Origin of the sequence: Henriciella marina, from assembly GCF_027213945.1 — a bacterium.
Lineage (GTDB): Bacteria > Pseudomonadota > Alphaproteobacteria > Caulobacterales > Hyphomonadaceae > Henriciella > Henriciella marina_A.
On the sequence record NZ_JAPWGW010000004.1, the window covers coordinates 147615 to 162865 of the forward strand.

The window sequence follows — 15251 nt, forward strand, 5'->3', positions numbered from 1 at the left end:
TGCCTCACTCGATGACGATCAGCGGTTCGCCGAACTCCACAGGCTGGGCGTCCTGCACGATAATTTCCTTCACGGTGCCGGCCTGCGGTGCCTCGACGGGGTTAAACGTCTTCATGGCCTCGACAAGCATCAGCGTGTCGCCCTTCTTCACCTTGTCGCCGACCTGGATGAAGGCTTTCGAGCCAGGCTCTGGCGACAGGTAGACGGTTCCGACCATTGGGCTGGTGACGGCATTTGCAGAAACTGGGGCAGCGGCCGGAGCCGGCGCTGCAGCTGCAGGCGATGCTGGTGCCGCGGCGGGGGCAGGCGCTGCTGCATACTGGACGGGTGCCGGAGCCTGCATCGGGCTTGCCTTGCTGACCCGAATACGAAGGCCGTCGTGCTCGACTTCAACCTCGCCAAGGTCTGCATCCCGGAGGATGGCGGCGAGTTCCCGGACCAGGCCGGTGTCGAGGCTGTTCTTTGCGGTGCTCATCAGATTTTGTGTCCTCAAGCTTTCATTCTTATCGCAGCTTCGAGTGCGACTTCATAACCATGCGGACCAAGCCCTGCAATCGAAGCCACGGCTGCGGAAGCCACATAATTTGTCTGGCGAAACGCTTCACGCGCCGCCGGGTTTGACAGGTGAACCTCAATCAGAGGAGCGGTGCAAGCGCGCAAGGCATCATGCAGCGCGACAGAGGTATGTGTATATGCGCCTGCATTCAGGATCAGGCAGCTTGCTTCGCGAGACGCCTCCTGCACCCAGTCGACCAGCTGACCTTCGCTATTTGTCTGGCGGAACTCCAGCACGTGATCGCCCGCTTTCTGGCGAAGACGTGATTCGATGTCTGCGAGCGTGTCGTACCCGTAGATTTCCGGTTCACGTGTGCCCAGAAGGTTGAGATTCGGTCCGTTAAGGACATAAATCGGCTTGGTCATGGCTTCCGTTTGCGCGCGTTTCCCGCGCATGGCAAGCCATTGAACCTAAGAGGAGAGCGCCAGATGAAAGTGTTCGTGAACGGCGATGAATTTGAGATTGCGGATGGCGCAAGTCTCTCGCACCTCGTTGCGAAGCTGACCGATGATCCACGCGGCGTTGCAATCGAGCGCAATCGGGAAATCGTCCCGAAGTCATTGCATGATCAGACGGTGCTTCAGCCCGGTGACCGGCTCGAAGTTGTTCAATTTGTCGGCGGCGGCTGACCTTCCCCAAGGGCCTGCCTTTTAGCTGCCCAAGAGCGGTGCTAGGCCCCAACACTGACAGTCAAGGAGCGCGCGATGGCGAAGAAACTGAAGAAGCATGAGGAAGTCGGTGAAGAGTTCATCGCAGACGCATCCAAGACCAAACTCGTAAGGCATGAGTTTCCATTCCCTCGTGAGGTCGTCTGGAAGGCGCTGCTTGATGGCGATACCTGGACCAAGTGGCTGCCGATTACAAAAGTCGAGTGGACTTCGCCCGAACCATTCGCCGTTGGCACGACACGCACGGTCTGGATTGGTGAGCAGGCCGTCGAAGAGGTCTTCTTCGCTTGGGAAGACAATAAACGCATGGCGTTCCGCTTCGATAAATCAACGCTTCCTCTGAAAGCGTGCGTCGAGGACTATCAACTGGTGAATACGCCGGGCGGTTGTCGTCTGGACTGGCGCTTCCGGGCCAGGGCACCCCTCATTCTCGGGCCTCTCATCTCGGGCCAGATGTCGTCAGGTATCAAGAAGGGGCTGCCACATCTCGAAGCCTTTATTCGCGATAATCCGGCGAAGTTTGGCCTTTCCTGAGCTGCATACCAGTTCTGACATCCGTCCCCCTAGCTTTGGGCCTGCTTGTCACATACCTAGCTCACCATGACAGACGATACGCTCAAGATCGCCGGGCGCGAATTCCAGTCGCGCCTCATCATCGGCACCGGCAAGTACAAGTCCTACGCCCAGAACGCTGAAGCTGCTGAGGCAGCTGGCGCGGAGATGGTCACGGTCGCCCTAAGGCGCGTGAACCTGTCCAATAAAGATGAGGACCGGCTACAGGACCATGTCTCGCCGGACAAGTACACCTATCTTCCGAACACGGCGGGTTGCTTTACGGCCGACGACGCCGTTCGCACGCTTCGCCTGGCGCGCGAAGCAGGCGGTTGGGATCTCGTGAAGCTTGAAGTGCTTTCGGACCAGAAGACGCTTTATCCTGATATGGAAGAAACGCTGAGCGCGGCAAGGGCCCTGATCGCTGATGGCTTCCAGGTCATGGTTTATTGCTCTGATGACCCGGTCTATGCCCGCAAGCTGGAAGAGGCGGGTTGCTGCGCAATCATGCCGCTCGGCTCTCTAATCGGCTCGGGCCTCGGTATCCAGAACCCGCTCAATATCCGGCTCATCGTTGAGCAGGCGCGCGTGCCGGTGATCGTCGATGCAGGGGTCGGCACCGCGTCGGATGCGGCGATGGCAATGGAGCTTGGTTGCGACGGCGTCCTGATGAACACCGCCATCGCAGAGGCCAAGGATCCAGTCCGCATGGCGCGCGCCATGAAGCATGCCGTTATTGCTGGCCGCGAAGCTTATCTGGCGGGTCGGATGGGCCGTAAGCGCTACGCTGACCCATCCTCGCCACTTGCGGGTCTGATCTAGCCTAGCTTTCGCGCGCGACCGCGGCGTCCAGCATTTGCGTCACCGCAGACCGGTTCGCACCGGAAACGAGCTGGTCGCCGACAAGGAATGCCGGTGTGCCGTCGATACCCACGCGGCGGGCTAGCATCTTGTTGTCTGCAACGACCTTCTGAAGGCGCACTGAGCCCATGTCGGCACGCATGCGAGCGACATCGACACCTGCGCGCTCTGCAGCAGCATCGATCTCATCCGGCGTGAAACCGCTGGAATTGTCGAGTTCCATGAGCTCACGGTGCATTTCGGCGTACAGACCCTGTTCACCCGCTGCGAGCGCTGCGAGGGCGGCTTTTTCGCTCTCCGGAGAAAGAATTGGAAACTCCTTGAAAATCACACGGACCTTACCGTCATAGGCCTCAGGGATGTTCATCGTCCACTCCATGGAGCGCTTGCAGTAACCGCAGCGATAATCGAAAAACTCAACCATCGTTACTGGCGCATCATCCGGACCAACCGAATAGTCGGCCTCGCTCTCGTAAAGCTCTGCCGTGGCGGACGCGATCGCCTGACGTGAGGATTCGGCCTCCTGTGCGTCGGCGCGCTGCTGCAATTTGATGATCGCCTGCTCAATGATCTCCGGATTTTCCAGAATGTAGTCGCGCACGATCTCCTCAATCTCCTCGCGATTTTGAGGTGCGCTACTGTCCTGCTGTGCACAGGCAGGCGTGAAGGCAAGGAGGGAGAATGCGGCCAGCGGGGCCAGTTTGAGGGTCATGTCTCGTCCTGTATCAATACTGTTCAGTGCGTTTCGTTATCTGCATTTCATTGAGTTTGTCTCAACACGTGAGCAGGCAAGGAACTGACAATCGCGTGATCTTCGATCTAGCCGCGGCGGCGCCAGTAATCCTGATTCTCCGGGAGGGCGGGGTCTGTGACGTTCCGAATATCATTTGCACGCCGCGCTTCAGACGTACCTTCTTCAAGGTCTTCAATAGCCCTGCGCGCAAAGATGTGTGCGCGTTGATAGTCACCGATATGATAGGCTGACTCTGCCGTCGCGAGTTCGGCCTCTGCCCGCCGCCCTTGTTTCTCCAGAGCAGATGCAAGCTGGTTCCAGGCGAAGGAATTGTCCGGCTCGCTGATCAGCGCATCGCGCAGGGCTTCCTCGCCAGCTTCCAGATCGCCTGGTTCGGCTCGCGCGATCAGTGAGCGTCCATAATTGATCAGCAGAAGCGGGTGGCCCGGAAGATATTCTAGGGACTTCGCATGTGGTTCGACCGATTCAGCTGCGCGGCCCATTTCGAACAGCGCCTGTCCTTTTAGCTCCCAATAATATGGGTTCTCCGGAAATTCTTTGAGCAGAGAATCGATCTCGCTCAGTGCAGATGTCATGTCGGAGGACTGCATGGCCGCGATCGCACGGGCATAACGTGCCGGTTCACTTTCGTCGGTGCGCGGATACTTCTGATAGACGCGGGCCAGCGGCTCCAGAAAGCCGATCAGCTTTGCCTGCATCAACTCGAATTCGCGTACAGTCTGCGGGTTAGGTTCGACATCCATGAGGCCGGTATCTTCAGCCAGCGCACGCGTCGTCCTGATCCGGTCAGAAGCGAGTGGGTGAGACCGGAAGTAGGGATAGCGGCGTGATTCCGACAGCACTTCCTGAACGCGGTACTTGTCGAAGAAGTCAACGATGCCAGAGGGCGACTGTCCAAGCTGTGCGAGATAGGACACGGCAGCCGCATCTGCCGTCGCTTCTTCGGCGCGGGTGTGGACGAAAAAATTGAGCGCCGCAAACTGTTGGGAGCTTGCAATCAGCGCTGCGCCGGCGTCACCCGCGCCCGCAGCCATTGCAAGCACACCCAGACCAATGGAAATGAGTGCCGGTCGGCTCGCGACATTTGCCGCTCTAGAGCGCGAAATGCTGTGACCGCAGGCAATATGACAAGTCTCGTGGGCGATCACGCCCTTGATCTGCCCGGGCGTATCGGCTGCGATAAGAAGCCCGGTATGGAGGTGAATGCGCTGACCATTTGCCACGAAAGCGTTCAGGTCAGGATCGTTGATGATGTAGAGGCCAACATCGTCAGGGTCGAGACCGGCCACCTCAAGGATCGGGTCGGTCCAGTTGCGTAGCGTCGTCTCGATCTCCGCATCGCGTATCAGGCTTTGTGCTGAAGCTGTCATCGCAGCAGCAGCCGTGAGCGCTGCAACAAGTGCGCCTCTCAGAAAACGTGTCGGCATGGACCCTCGCCTCTTATTCAGGGGTGAAGCCTATGGGATGATTGCGGCTTTGGCGAGGCCAGCAGCCTCAGCTTGCTGAAATGTCAGACAGTTGCAGAACTACCGGGCGGCGAAGACAAATTCCGGGGCGAGTGACACGGCAAGCTTGTCTCCGGGGCCCGGCGTAAACGGGCCAAGTGCAAGAGCGTGAATTGTCTCTGTCTCAGTGAGCTTGAGTTCAATCTCTATGAGAGAAGACGTCCGCTGCGCCGCGACGACCTCCAGCATTGCGTCGCCCGCTGGATCGAGACGTACCGCTTCGGGGCGAAGGCAATAGGTTTCCGCCAGTGGGACCTTTGCCTGCCACTTCTCGGGCAGGGCATTGCGGCGCACTGACCGCAACGGGCCAAGCGCGCGCGCGACGGCCATACTGACAGGCTCGAGGTAGAGTTTCTCCGGAGTATCTTCCTGCAGGATAACGCCGTCAGACATCACGGCTATGCGGTCTGCTGCCCGCATGGCTTCTGATGCGTCATGGGTGACCAGAAGGGCAGGACTACCCGCTTCGGCCACTGCGGCGAGCGCCGTCCGGCGGACTTCCGATTTCAGGGTCACGTCAAGGCCGGAAAATGGTTCATCCATGAGGATTGCAACGGGCTGTGCTGCAAGCGCCCGCGCGATGGACACGCGTTGCTGTTCACCGCCGGACAATTCATGTGGATAGGCTTTGGCGCGGTGTGAAAGGCCAAGCCGGTCCAGCCAGTGGCGCGCAGTTTCGCGTCGCTTGTCTTTGTTCTGACGAACCAGCCCGAAGCCGACATTGTCAATCGCGTTCAGGTGCGGGAACAGCGCGAAGTCCTGAAAGATCAGGCCGATCTGGCGTTCTTCTGCTGGCACATGTTTGGACAGGCTGGAGACAGCCACGTCGCCATGTAGAATTTCGCCGGCATCGAGCGGCTCAAGACCAGCAAACAGGCGCAGCAGGGTCGACTTCCCAGCCCCCGACTGGCCGAGAAGCGCCGTGATCTTCCCGGGCTCAAGTGTCAGCGACGCGTCTTGCACGACGGCACGGCCATCGTAGCGGCGGGTAACGCCGCGCGCATGAATTGGTTGAAGCTTGCTCATCCAGCCGCCCTTGATTGACCGGCACGTGTTAGCTGCAATGACAGGAGAACAACAGGGCCAAGTCCTGCTGCGGTGATGAGAAGCGATGGAAGTGTCGCCGCTGCGAGGCGCTCATCAGAGGCATAGGCGAAAGCCTGAACCGCCAGCGTGTCCCAGTTGAATGGGCGTAGCATCAGCGTTGCGGGCAATTCTTTGAGCGTCTCGACGAAAAGTATGATCGCCGCGGCCGAGGCTCCGGACATGGCGACTGGCAAATCAACTCGCACAAGGCGCTGGAAACGGCTTGCGCCAAGGCTGCGCGCTGCATTCCCCAGACTTGCCGGCGCCCGCGAGAAAGCCGCATTCAGTGGTTCTGCGCCAGCGGCCGTAAAGCGGCTTGCATAGATCCAGACGAGGAAGATCAGCGCGGCCGGCCCGGCGACGGAAAAGCCTGTCCACGACAGGATGAACAAGGCGCCAAGCGCCAGCACGATACCGGGCGCTGCATAGCCGGCGCCCGCAGCAAATCGCCCGATGAACTGGCTAAAGCGATTTTGACGTGCGCCAATCGTGATGGTCAGCGCCAGGACAAATGCAAATGCGGACCCGGCGAGGGCGAGCGTAAGAGAGTTCAGGAATGGTCTGACGATCTGTCCCTGGCCGAGACCTGTTTCCGTGCTGACCCAGATCAGGCGGCTTACCGGAATAACGAAGCTCAGCACCAATACCAGCGTACAGCCAATCGCGACCCCCCAGCCCGCGACCGGGCCGAGTTTCTGACGCCGAGGCGTGCGCCAGCGCGTCGCCGTCTGCTGAATGCCGCCGCGTCCGCGGGCCATGCGTTCAATGAACTGCAGGCCGAATGCGATCAGGATGAGCAGGACGGCAAGGCGCGCCGCAACGGCTGGCTCACTAAAGCTGTGCCAGGCGCGGAAGATACCTACGCTCAAGGTCTGCACGCCTAGATAGCTTGCCGCGCCATAGTCGGCGGCTGTTTCCATCAGGGCTAAGGCAAGTCCTGCAAATATCGCTGGGCGGGCCGCTGGAAGGGCGACGTTGAGGAACAGTCTGCGCGGCGATGCCCCAAGGCTGCGGGCAGCCTCCATCGTGCACAGGGACAGATTAGAGAAAGCTGCCCGGGCGGTCAGATAGGCATATGGAAACAGGGCGCTTGCCATGACGAAAGACAGGCCCGGAATAGAATAGACACTCGGGAACCAGTAATCGCGTGCTGAAAGACCCGTCACATCGCGCAGCGCCGACTGGATCGGCCCCGCAACATCGGCCGCGTCCGCCCAGGCATAGGCAAGCACATAGCCGGGCGCGGCCAGCGGCAGGATCAGCGCCCACTCAAAAAAGCCGCGGCCGGGAAATTCGTTCAGGCTGACAAACCATGCTGTCGGCACGGCAAACAGCAGGATCAGCGCAGCGGTTAGGCCGATGACTGCCAGCGTGGTCATCGTATAGCCGAGCAGCTGCGTTGAAACGATATGCAGCCAGGCATCCCCGCCGCCGCCAATGACACCGGTGAAAATCGCGATCGCGACCGGCGCACCGATCAAGCTGGCGGCGGCCAGCGTGATCAGCGCAACCGGGTTCAGTCGCGGCAGATGGAATGAAGATGCCTTGATGGCCTGCATGACGGGGCGCTAGTTCCAGCCAGCCTCGTCATAGATGCGCTGGGCTTGGGACTGGCGCTCACCAAACGTATCCAGCGGGGTGTCGCTGTCCTCGAATTCAGGAATGGCGTCCAGGCCTTGCGGCCACGTCACATCTTCGATGACAGGGATTTCCTTTGTTTCGTCGACAAGGCGGTGCTGGCCATCGGCGGACAACAGATAGTCGACGAATTGCATCGCTTCGTCATTGTTCTGGGCATTAGCGGCCATGGCGACGCCTGTGATGTTCACATGAATGCCTTCGCCCTCGCCAAAGCTTGGAAATGCAAGCTTTGTCGCCGCAGCCGCTTCGCGGGTCGCATCCGAACCGCTCTGCGTCATACGTACCCAGTAGTAATGGTTCGTGATCGCGACCGAGCAGAGGCCAGCGGCGACCGCTTCGACCTGATCAGTATCGCCGCCTTGCGGCGTGCGTGCCATGTTGGCGACGACCGCGTCAGCCCAGGATTGCGCGTCTTCGGCGCCCCACTTTTCGATCATCTCTGCCATCAGCGACAGATTGTAGATGTTGGTGGAAGAGCGCACACAGATCTCGCCCTCGAGCGACGGATCAGCAAGGTCCTGCCATTCATCGACCTGATCAGGGCTGATACGCTCGGGGTCATAGGCGACGCCGCGAATACGGCGGGCGAGGCCGACCCACTGGCGACCGGGTTCGATCAGGCGTTCAGGGATATGCTGTTCAAACTCGCCTTCTGGCAGGGGCTGGGTGAGCCCGGCATCCTTGAAGCGCCAGAGGGCGCCTGCATCAGAAGCGATAATCAGGTCGGCAGGGCTGTTCTCGCCCTCTGCGCGCATTGTTTCCAGGAGCTGGTTGGCGCCAGCCTCGCGGAAGCGCACGCGAATACCGGTCTGGTCTTCAAACGCTTCGTACATCAGCTTGTCGGAATCGTAGTGACGGGCGGAATAGATGTTCAGCGTGCCGTTACTGCCAGCTTCCATGCTCACAGTTGTCTCGCCGCTTTCCACTGCGGCATCAGACAGCGTTCCATCATCCAATGCGGCCGGTGCCGTGCCGCCATCGGAACACGCGACGAGCAGAGCCGTGAAGCTGATGCTCGCAATTGTTTTCATCGTCGTTTTCATGGTCTTGGCTAAAACACAAATGAGAACCAATCGCAACTAGCTGCCGTCAGCCAGTCCGCGATCAAGTCAATCTGTCGCGCTTCTTGTGCGGCGCTCTGCTTGAGCGGGGCAGGCGGCTTTGCCTAGAAAGCAGATATGACCTCAAAGCGCGTCCCGTCGCAGACAATTGCCGTCGCTGGTGCAGGCCTGATCGGTCTTAGCTGCGCGCTGGAACTGTCTGCGCGCGGTCATGACGTCACTCTGTTTGACCCACGGCCAGCAGAAATGTCGACCGGCTGGGCCGCGGCCGGCATGATTGCGCCAGCTTACGAACTTATGCTGCAATCGGGACCGGTAGATAGCGCGTTTGCAGCATTCTGCTTCGAGAGTGCCAGGCTTTGGTCCGGCTTTGCGAAACTGATCAAGCTGCAAACCGGCAGCCCTGTCGCGCTCTCCAACGCGCCGACGCTCGCACTCGCCCGGAATACCGAAGAGCAGGCACGTCTGGACGCTCTGGCAGATCTGCTTTGCGACCTTGGCCGTGCTTGTCAGCGCTTGTCGGGCAGGACGCTTCAGAATCAGCACGGTCTTTCGTCCTCAGTTATGAGCGGTCTTCAATTACCGGATGATACGCAGGTCGACAATCGCCGCGTCATCGGCGCCCTTCGTCGTCACTTTTCGGCAGAAGGCAGGGTGATAACGTCCGCCGTTTCATCGCACGATGAGATGGAAGCGCTGACCGGCAAGACCTTCGATACCATCATATGGGCGCGCGGGACTGCAGAGACCGGGTCGAAGACCGAAGTAAAAGGTCAGGCGATTTCTCTGAGCCCAGTTCCAGGGCAGCCGGCTAACGTTCTGCGTTTCGGCGCGCGATACATCGTACCAAAGGCGGACCGTACGATTATTGGCGCGACGACGGAGCCTGATTTCAAGGGAAAGGGCATAGACCCGTCTATTGCCGATCTGCTTCATGAGGAAGCGGCGCGTATTCTACCGCAACTCGCCGCGGCAAACCGGCTGGAGCATTGGGCAGGTTTTCGCCCGCTTGGGCCGGTTGAGCGCCCGCTGGTCGGGCCGAAAACTGCCCGGGAGTTTATCGCGACGGCCCATTACAGGAACGGCGTCTTGCTGGCGCCTGCGACTGCGAAGCTGATTGCCGATCAGGTCGAAGGACTTAACTACGAAAGCGCTTTCAGCGTATTCGCACCGGCGCCCGGATAAGGCGCGACGGCGTGACACTGGTTCAAACGACCGCAGCGTGTTTAGACAGGCCGGTTCGAGGAGGAAGAGAGATATGCATTCAATAGGCGAAATGACCGAAGACCAGCTTGCCATCAAGGACGCGGTCGAGAAGACCTGCAGCCAGTTCGGTGAGGATTACTGGGCCAAAACGGATGAGACTGGCGACTGGCCCGAAGAGTTCTGCAACGCCATGGCAGAAGGTGGCTGGCTCGGCGTCGCATTCCCGGAAGAATATGGTGGGGCAGGTCTGGGCCTCACCGAAGCTGCGCTCGTCATGCAGGCGGTCACACGCTCCGGCGCTGGATATTCCGGCGCTTCTGCCATTCACCTCAATATCTTCGGCCCCAAGCCGCTCGAAAAGTTCGGCAATGCGGAGCAGAAGCAGGAAAACCTGCCGAAGATCATCTCCGGCCAGGAGAAGATGTGTTTCGCTGTGACTGAGCCGAACTCAGGCCTCGACACCTCGAGCCTCGAAACCAAGGCCGAACGGACGAATTCCGGCTACACGATCAATGGCCGTAAGATCTGGACGACCGGCGCGCAGCGCGCTGACAAGATCCTCATCATTGCGCGTACCACCCCCAAAGAAGAATGCTCCAAGCCTTATCTCGGCCTGTCGCTCTTCTACACGGACCTCGACCGCGGCAAGATTGACGCTAAGCCTATTCCAAAAATGGGCCGCAAGGCTGTCGAATGTAACATGCTTTACATCGACGGCCTCGAAGTGCCGAAAGAGCATCTGATCGGCGAAGAGGGCGCCGGGTTCAAATACCTCCTCCAAGGTCTGAACCCGGAACGTGTACTGTTTGCGGTCGAATCGATCGGGCTTGGCTTTGCTGCGCTTGAGCGGGCAACAACCTATGCCAAGGAGCGCGTCGTATTCGGCCGCCCAATCGGCCAGAATCAGGGCATCCAGCACCCGCTTGCCCAGCGCTGGGCTGAGCTGAAAGCCGCAGAGCTTCTGGCCTATAAAGCGGCCGGCCTCTACGATCAGGGTGTTGACTGCGGCGCCGAAGCAAACGCCGCCAAGCTGCTTGGCACCGAAGCCGGCTTCAAGGCCTGTGAGACGGCGGTCCTTAGCCATGGCGGCATGGGTTACGCCAAGGAGTATCACGTTGAGCGCTACATGCGCGAAGCCATGCTCGCCCGCATCGCACCTGTCAGCCGCGAGATGATCCTCAATTTCATCGCCGAGCGCGTGCTCGGCCTGCCCAAAAGCTACTGATCCGGTCTTATCGGGCGGCGCATGATCGTACCTGAAAAGTTCAGGCAGGCCTTGCCGTCGCCCGTTATCAGGCCGCGCACGAAGGTGAGGTTGCGGCCCGACCGCAGGACTTCGCCGCGTGCTTCGATATAGGCGCCCTCAGCAGGCCCTGACAGAAATTCGGACGTAAAGGCGACGGTCACGCCGTACTCGCCTTCCAGATGTTCGTGTGCGATCGCGAACAGGGAAAAGTCGGCGAAAGCCATAAGGCAGCCGCCATGGACGACCCCGCCCATATTCATGTGTTTGCGTTCAGCCCGGAAAGCGGCAACTGGGCCTTGATCATCAACGCGAAAGTAGAAAGGGCCGGCCGTTTCAAACTCGAATGGCTCTTCGCGCCAGGTTGACCAACCTTTGAACTCTCCATCCTTCACTACTTCAGCCGCCATCTTTTCCTCCGCAAACTTCTTCTGTGCCCCTCCTAAACGCGCTTGATGCCTGCTGCCAAGCGACGCGGGCCTTGCCCTTCGACAGAACTCCCCCCAAAGCCTATGTTGACCCGAAACCGAATGGGAGAAGAGACATGGCTTTTGATGCCGAAATCCGTCAGGCGCTGATTGACCAGGTGCGCCGTTTCGTGACCGAAAAATGCATTCCTCTGGAAAACCAGGTCGGTGAGACCGACGAGGTACCGCAGGAAATCGTCGACGAGATGAAGCAGCTTGGCCTGTTCGGTCTCGCCGTACCTGAAGAATTTGGCGGACTTGGCCTCGACATGGAGACCGAATGTCTCGTCGCGCTGGAACTGGGCCGGACCTCTCCGGCCTTCCGCTCTGTTGCGGGCACCAATATCGGTATCGGCTCGCAGGCGCTCGTCCTGTTTGGTACGCCAGCCCAGAAAGACAAATGGCTACCGGGCATCGCGGCGGGCGACCTCATTTCCAGTTTCGCGCTGACAGAGCCGGGCGCGGGTTCCGACGCTGGTAGCCTGACAACGAAAGCTATCCGCGACGGCGATCACTACGTCCTGAATGGCACGAAACGCTATATCACCAATGCCAACAAGGCTGATCTGTTCACGGTGATGGCGCGCACCGCGCCAGACGTGAAAGGCCCCAAAGGCGTGTCGGCGTTCGTGGTTGAACGTAATACCCCCGGCGTCAGCGTTGGACAGCCAGAGAAAAAGATGGGCCAGCAGGGCGCCCATGTCTGCGACGTCATCTTTGAGAATGCGCGCGTGCCGGTCGAGAACCTGATCGGCGAGGAAGGCGAGGGCTTCAAGGTTGCCATGAGTGTGCTGGACAAGGGCCGGCTTCACATCTCAGCCGTGGCCACCGGCATGTCCGAACGCCTGATCAAGGAGATGGTGACCTATGCCAGTGAGCGCGTTCAGGGCGGTAAGCCGATCATTGATCATCAGCTTATCCAGGCACTGCTCGCTGACAGCCAGGCTGAAACCTATGCTGCGCGTTGCATGATCATGGATGCGGCACGCCGGCGTGATGCAGGTGAGAATGTCACCATACTCGCTTCGTCAGCCAAGCTGTTCGCGACCGAAGCAAACGGCAAAGTAGCGGACCGGGCCGTTCAGGTGTTTGGCGGGGCTGGCTATATCACCGATTATGGAATTGAGCGGTTTTACCGTGACGCCCGCATTTTCCGTCTGTACGAAGGCACCAGCCAGATTCAGCAGATCATCATCGCGCGAGAGCTGAAACGGGCAGCGCAGGCCGACCAACTCTAGGGTCGGCCACAAACGCCAGAAGGAAGCGGACACAATGTCAGTGAATGAAGATGGTATCCAGGCATCAGATGTTGGCCTGAGCGAAGTGCGGCTGAACCGGATCCCGGAGTTTTTCGCAGACAATTATCTGGATACCGGCAAGTTGCCTTGTGTGGCGACGCTGGTCTCGCGCAATGGTCAGATCGTTCACGAAGCGTATCGCGGCCGCGATGAGCTCGGTGGCGGTGATCCAATTGGCCCCGACACCATCTTCCGCATCTATTCGATGACGAAGCCGATCACGTCGGTCGCGGCGATGATGCTGTTCGAAGAAAGCAAGATCCGTCTCGATCAACCGGTCCACAACTACATCCCGGAATTCGCAGACACTGAGATGTGGGTGAAGGGGACCATTGATGATTATGAGACCCGCAAGCCGCTGCGTCCCATGGAAATCCGGGATCTCTTCACGCACACATCTGGCCTGACCTACGGTTTCCTGATGCAGCATGAAGTCGATGCTCTCTATCGGCGTGAGAAGATTGCGCGTCCAGATGAAAGCCTCGAAGAAATGTGCAAGAGGCTGGCAAAGCTGCCACTTCTCTTCTCGCCCGGCACGCGCTGGAACTATAGCCACTCCACTGACGTGCTCGGCCGCGTGGTCGAAGTGGCCTCGGGAATGAAGCTCGATGAGTTCTTCCGTGAACGGATATTCGAGCCGCTCGGCATGGCCGATACCGACTTTTTCGTACCGAAAGAGAAGATACATCGCCTCATGGCCTGTTATTCGCGCGACCCGCAGACAGGCAAGATCAGCGAAAGCGATGGCAAGGGTGAGGCGTCGCGCGCCTATCGGCACCAGCCTCCGCTACTAAATGCGGGCGGGGGGCTGGTGTCTACGTTGCGGGACTATCACCAGTTCTGTCTCATGCTGCTCCACGGCGGCTCTTTGCACGGCACCCGGCTGCTCAGTCCAAAGACGGTTGAGTTCATGCGCATGAACCACCTTCCGGACAATCGCACAATCAAGCAGATGGGCGACAAGACCTTCTCCGAAGCCCGGATGGAAGGGAACGGTTTCGGCCTTGGCGGCAGCACGATCGTCAATGTCGCTGATTCCATGCAGCCCGGTTCTGTCGGTACGTTCAGCTGGGGCGGTCTCGCCAACACCTTCTTCTGGATCGATTATGAAGAAGAAATGATCGCGATTCAGGCGACCCAGATGATCCCGTCAGGCTGCTATCCCTTGCGTCCGCAATTCCAGCAGCTTGCCTACGCAGCCATCGAGTGGTGAGCGAGGACGACCGCAAGCGGCGCCAGAAGGCCTCGCTCGATGAGCTGATCGTCGAGCTGGTGAATGAACGCGGCGCAGACAAAACCGTCTGTCCGTCAGAAGTTGCACGCGCCAAGCGTGATGAGAACTGGCAGCAACTCATGGGCGAGATCCGCGTGCGAGCGGTAAAGCTCGCCGATGCAGGGCAGATCTCGATCTACAGAAAAGGAAAGCCGGTAGACCCCCATGACTTCAAGGGTGTCTACCGGCTCGGATTTCCGGGTACGGAATAGTGGCGGCCTAGACTTTCTTGAAGTCTGCCGGACGCTTTTCCAGGAAGGCCTTCACGCCCTCTGCAAAGTCCGGTGAGCGGCCAGCCGTGCGCTGTGCAAAACGTTCGGCCTGAAGCTGGTTGTCGAAGTCATTGTCTTCGGCCTGCCAGACCAGATCGCGGATCAAGGCCAGCGCCGTGGTCGGGCCATCGGCAAGCTGCTTTGCGTATTTTTTCGCTTCGTCCAGCAGGCTGTCGTCGGAAACCACGCGATTTACGAGGCCCCATTCCATGGCCTGCGCGGCAGGGATCTTCTCACCAAAAAGCGTCATCTCCATAGCGCGAGCCCGGCCGATGGCGCGGGTCAGCAGATAGGTAGAGCCACCATCCGGCACGAGGCCGATGCGGCGGAAGGCCTGGAGAAAATAGGCGCTCTCGGCCGCCACAATGAAGTCACCAGCCAGCGCGATGGAGCATCCAACGCCCGCTGCCGCGCCGTTCACAGCCGTGATGACCGGGTGAGGATGTGTGCGGATTGCCTTGATGAACGGGTTATAAGCGCGGTCCAGTTCACGGCCTGCATCGGGCTTTCGCTCGGACTTTCCGCCGCCCATATTGCCCGACAGGTTCGCCCCTGAGCAAAAGCCGCGGCCATTGCCGGTAATGATCGTGCAGCGTGCCTCATCGCCTGCCTTCTCCAGCGCCAGGCTCAATTCGTCGATCGTATCGACGCCGGCAGCATTCATGGTCTTCGGGTCGTTGAACGCGATGACCGCGATATCATCCTGGACCTCGTAGGTGATCTTCTCAAAGCTCATCGCGACTCTTCCTCCTCTAGAGATTTGCTGGCGACTGTAGCGCGCTGTGAAAGCCGCAAAAACCGTGACGCC

At 59.5% G+C, this 15251-nt stretch carries 17 protein-coding genes; 8 read left to right on the plus strand and 9 right to left on the minus strand.

What is annotated here, in order from left to right:
* Positions 1-4 precede the first annotated feature (4 nt).
* Together accB and O4G74_RS12695 are read right to left on the minus strand one after the other, a co-directional pair.
* The gene (gene accB, locus O4G74_RS12690) at positions 5-475 is read right to left on the minus strand and encodes an acetyl-CoA carboxylase biotin carboxyl carrier protein (RefSeq protein WP_269402981.1); all 471 of its coding nucleotides are present in this window, start codon (positions 473-475) and stop codon (positions 5-7) included.
* Between the two features lie 14 nt (positions 476-489).
* On the minus strand, positions 490-921 hold the full coding sequence (locus O4G74_RS12695; RefSeq protein ID WP_269402982.1) for a type II 3-dehydroquinate dehydratase: 432 nt from the start codon (positions 919-921) through the stop codon (positions 490-492).
* Between the two features lie 63 nt (positions 922-984).
* Here O4G74_RS12695 and thiS point away from each other — a divergent pair, with 63 nt between their 5' ends.
* From thiS to O4G74_RS12710, 3 genes are all read left to right on the plus strand, one after another.
* Positions 985-1185, plus strand: a complete 201-nt coding sequence (gene thiS, locus O4G74_RS12700; RefSeq protein WP_269402983.1) for a sulfur carrier protein ThiS — start codon at positions 985-987, stop codon at positions 1183-1185.
* Positions 1186-1260: 75 nt separating this feature from the next.
* Positions 1261-1758 (plus strand): SRPBCC family protein, encoded by a 498-nt coding sequence (locus tag O4G74_RS12705; protein ID WP_269402984.1) that lies wholly within the window; start codon positions 1261-1263, stop codon positions 1756-1758.
* A 66-nt stretch (positions 1759-1824) separates the two neighbouring features.
* Positions 1825-2598 carry a thiazole synthase gene (locus O4G74_RS12710; RefSeq protein ID WP_269402985.1) on the plus strand — a complete coding sequence of 258 codons (774 nt, stop codon included), beginning with the start codon at positions 1825-1827 and terminating at the stop codon, positions 2596-2598.
* Position 2599: 1 nt separating this feature from the next.
* Here O4G74_RS12710 and O4G74_RS12715 read toward each other — a convergent pair whose 3' ends face one another.
* The 5 genes from O4G74_RS12715 to O4G74_RS12735 form a co-directional block, all read right to left on the minus strand.
* Complete coding sequence (locus O4G74_RS12715; RefSeq protein ID WP_269402986.1) at positions 2600-3349, minus strand: thioredoxin domain-containing protein; 750 nt, start codon at positions 3347-3349, stop codon at positions 2600-2602.
* A gap of 107 nt (positions 3350-3456) precedes the next feature.
* Positions 3457-4818: a M48 family metalloprotease gene (locus O4G74_RS12720; RefSeq protein WP_269402987.1), complete on the minus strand. Its 1362-nt coding sequence runs from the start codon at positions 4816-4818 to the stop codon at positions 3457-3459.
* Positions 4819-4917: 99 nt separating this feature from the next.
* Positions 4918-5922 (minus strand): ABC transporter ATP-binding protein, encoded by a 1005-nt coding sequence (locus tag O4G74_RS12725; protein WP_269402988.1) that lies wholly within the window; start codon positions 5920-5922, stop codon positions 4918-4920.
* A complete protein-coding gene (locus tag O4G74_RS12730; RefSeq protein ID WP_269402989.1) occupies positions 5919-7541 on the minus strand; it encodes an ABC transporter permease in 1623 nt (540 codons plus the stop codon). Before O4G74_RS12730 ends, O4G74_RS12725 begins: the two co-directional genes overlap by 4 nt.
* Positions 7542-7550: 9 nt before the next feature.
* Complete coding sequence (locus O4G74_RS12735; RefSeq protein WP_269402990.1) at positions 7551-8666, minus strand: extracellular solute-binding protein; 1116 nt, start codon at positions 8664-8666, stop codon at positions 7551-7553.
* Between the two features lie 135 nt (positions 8667-8801).
* Between O4G74_RS12735 and O4G74_RS12740 the strand changes: the two genes are divergently transcribed.
* Together O4G74_RS12740 and O4G74_RS12745 are read left to right on the plus strand one after the other, a co-directional pair.
* Positions 8802-9869: an FAD-dependent oxidoreductase gene (locus tag O4G74_RS12740; protein WP_269402991.1), complete on the plus strand. Its 1068-nt coding sequence runs from the start codon at positions 8802-8804 to the stop codon at positions 9867-9869.
* A 73-nt stretch (positions 9870-9942) separates the two neighbouring features.
* Positions 9943-11115, plus strand: a complete 1173-nt coding sequence (locus tag O4G74_RS12745) for an acyl-CoA dehydrogenase family protein (protein WP_269402992.1) — start codon at positions 9943-9945, stop codon at positions 11113-11115.
* Here the strand turns inward: O4G74_RS12745 and O4G74_RS12750 are convergent.
* Entirely contained in the window at positions 11109-11543 is a 435-nt protein-coding gene (locus tag O4G74_RS12750; RefSeq protein WP_269402993.1) for a PaaI family thioesterase, read from the minus strand. The genes O4G74_RS12745 and O4G74_RS12750 overlap by 7 nt on opposite strands.
* Before the next feature lie 134 nt (positions 11544-11677).
* Here O4G74_RS12750 and O4G74_RS12755 point away from each other — a divergent pair, with 134 nt between their 5' ends.
* The 3 genes from O4G74_RS12755 to O4G74_RS12765 are packed head-to-tail and all read left to right on the plus strand — an operon-like array spanning position 11678 to position 14383.
* Positions 11678-12838: an acyl-CoA dehydrogenase family protein gene (locus O4G74_RS12755; protein ID WP_269402994.1), complete on the plus strand. Its 1161-nt coding sequence runs from the start codon at positions 11678-11680 to the stop codon at positions 12836-12838.
* Between the two features lie 34 nt (positions 12839-12872).
* Complete coding sequence (locus tag O4G74_RS12760) at positions 12873-14111, plus strand: serine hydrolase domain-containing protein (RefSeq protein WP_269402995.1); 1239 nt, start codon at positions 12873-12875, stop codon at positions 14109-14111.
* Positions 14108-14383, plus strand: a complete 276-nt coding sequence (locus O4G74_RS12765) for a DUF3253 domain-containing protein (RefSeq protein WP_269402996.1) — start codon at positions 14108-14110, stop codon at positions 14381-14383. The genes O4G74_RS12760 and O4G74_RS12765 overlap by 4 nt, the downstream gene beginning before the upstream one ends.
* 7 nt (positions 14384-14390) lie before the next feature.
* On the opposite strand, the gene O4G74_RS12770 is transcribed toward O4G74_RS12765, so the two are convergent.
* Entirely contained in the window at positions 14391-15179 is a 789-nt protein-coding gene (locus O4G74_RS12770) for an enoyl-CoA hydratase/isomerase (protein WP_269402997.1), read from the minus strand.
* Positions 15180-15251 lie beyond the last annotated feature (72 nt).

Bases quoted from the DNA above. Each gene is read 5' to 3' on its own strand.
- O4G74_RS12735 (WP_269402990.1), bottom strand. From the start codon at position 8,666: ATGAAAACGACGATGAAAACAATTGCGAGCATCAGCTTCACGGCTCTG.
- thiS (WP_269402983.1), top strand. From the start codon at position 985: ATGAAAGTGTTCGTGAACGGCGATGAATTTGAGATTGCGGATGGCGCA.
- O4G74_RS12740 (WP_269402991.1), top strand. From the start codon at position 8,802: ATGACCTCAAAGCGCGTCCCGTCGCAGACAATTGCCGTCGCTGGTGCA.
- O4G74_RS12755 (WP_269402994.1), top strand. From the start codon at position 11,678: ATGGCTTTTGATGCCGAAATCCGTCAGGCGCTGATTGACCAGGTGCGC.
- O4G74_RS12750 (WP_269402993.1), bottom strand. From the start codon at position 11,543: ATGGCGGCTGAAGTAGTGAAGGATGGAGAGTTCAAAGGTTGGTCAACC.
- O4G74_RS12770 (WP_269402997.1), bottom strand. From the start codon at position 15,179: ATGAGCTTTGAGAAGATCACCTACGAGGTCCAGGATGATATCGCGGTC.
- O4G74_RS12760 (WP_269402995.1), top strand. From the start codon at position 12,873: ATGTCAGTGAATGAAGATGGTATCCAGGCATCAGATGTTGGCCTGAGC.
- O4G74_RS12725 (WP_269402988.1), bottom strand. From the start codon at position 5,922: ATGAGCAAGCTTCAACCAATTCATGCGCGCGGCGTTACCCGCCGCTAC.
- accB (WP_269402981.1), bottom strand. From the start codon at position 475: ATGAGCACCGCAAAGAACAGCCTCGACACCGGCCTGGTCCGGGAACTC.
- O4G74_RS12715 (WP_269402986.1), bottom strand. From the start codon at position 3,349: ATGACCCTCAAACTGGCCCCGCTGGCCGCATTCTCCCTCCTTGCCTTC.
- O4G74_RS12695 (WP_269402982.1), bottom strand. From the start codon at position 921: ATGACCAAGCCGATTTATGTCCTTAACGGACCGAATCTCAACCTTCTG.
- O4G74_RS12745 (WP_269402992.1), top strand. From the start codon at position 9,943: ATGCATTCAATAGGCGAAATGACCGAAGACCAGCTTGCCATCAAGGAC.
- O4G74_RS12730 (WP_269402989.1), bottom strand. From the start codon at position 7,541: ATGCAGGCCATCAAGGCATCTTCATTCCATCTGCCGCGACTGAACCCG.
- O4G74_RS12705 (WP_269402984.1), top strand. From the start codon at position 1,261: ATGGCGAAGAAACTGAAGAAGCATGAGGAAGTCGGTGAAGAGTTCATC.
- O4G74_RS12720 (WP_269402987.1), bottom strand. From the start codon at position 4,818: ATGCCGACACGTTTTCTGAGAGGCGCACTTGTTGCAGCGCTCACGGCT.
- O4G74_RS12710 (WP_269402985.1), top strand. From the start codon at position 1,825: ATGACAGACGATACGCTCAAGATCGCCGGGCGCGAATTCCAGTCGCGC.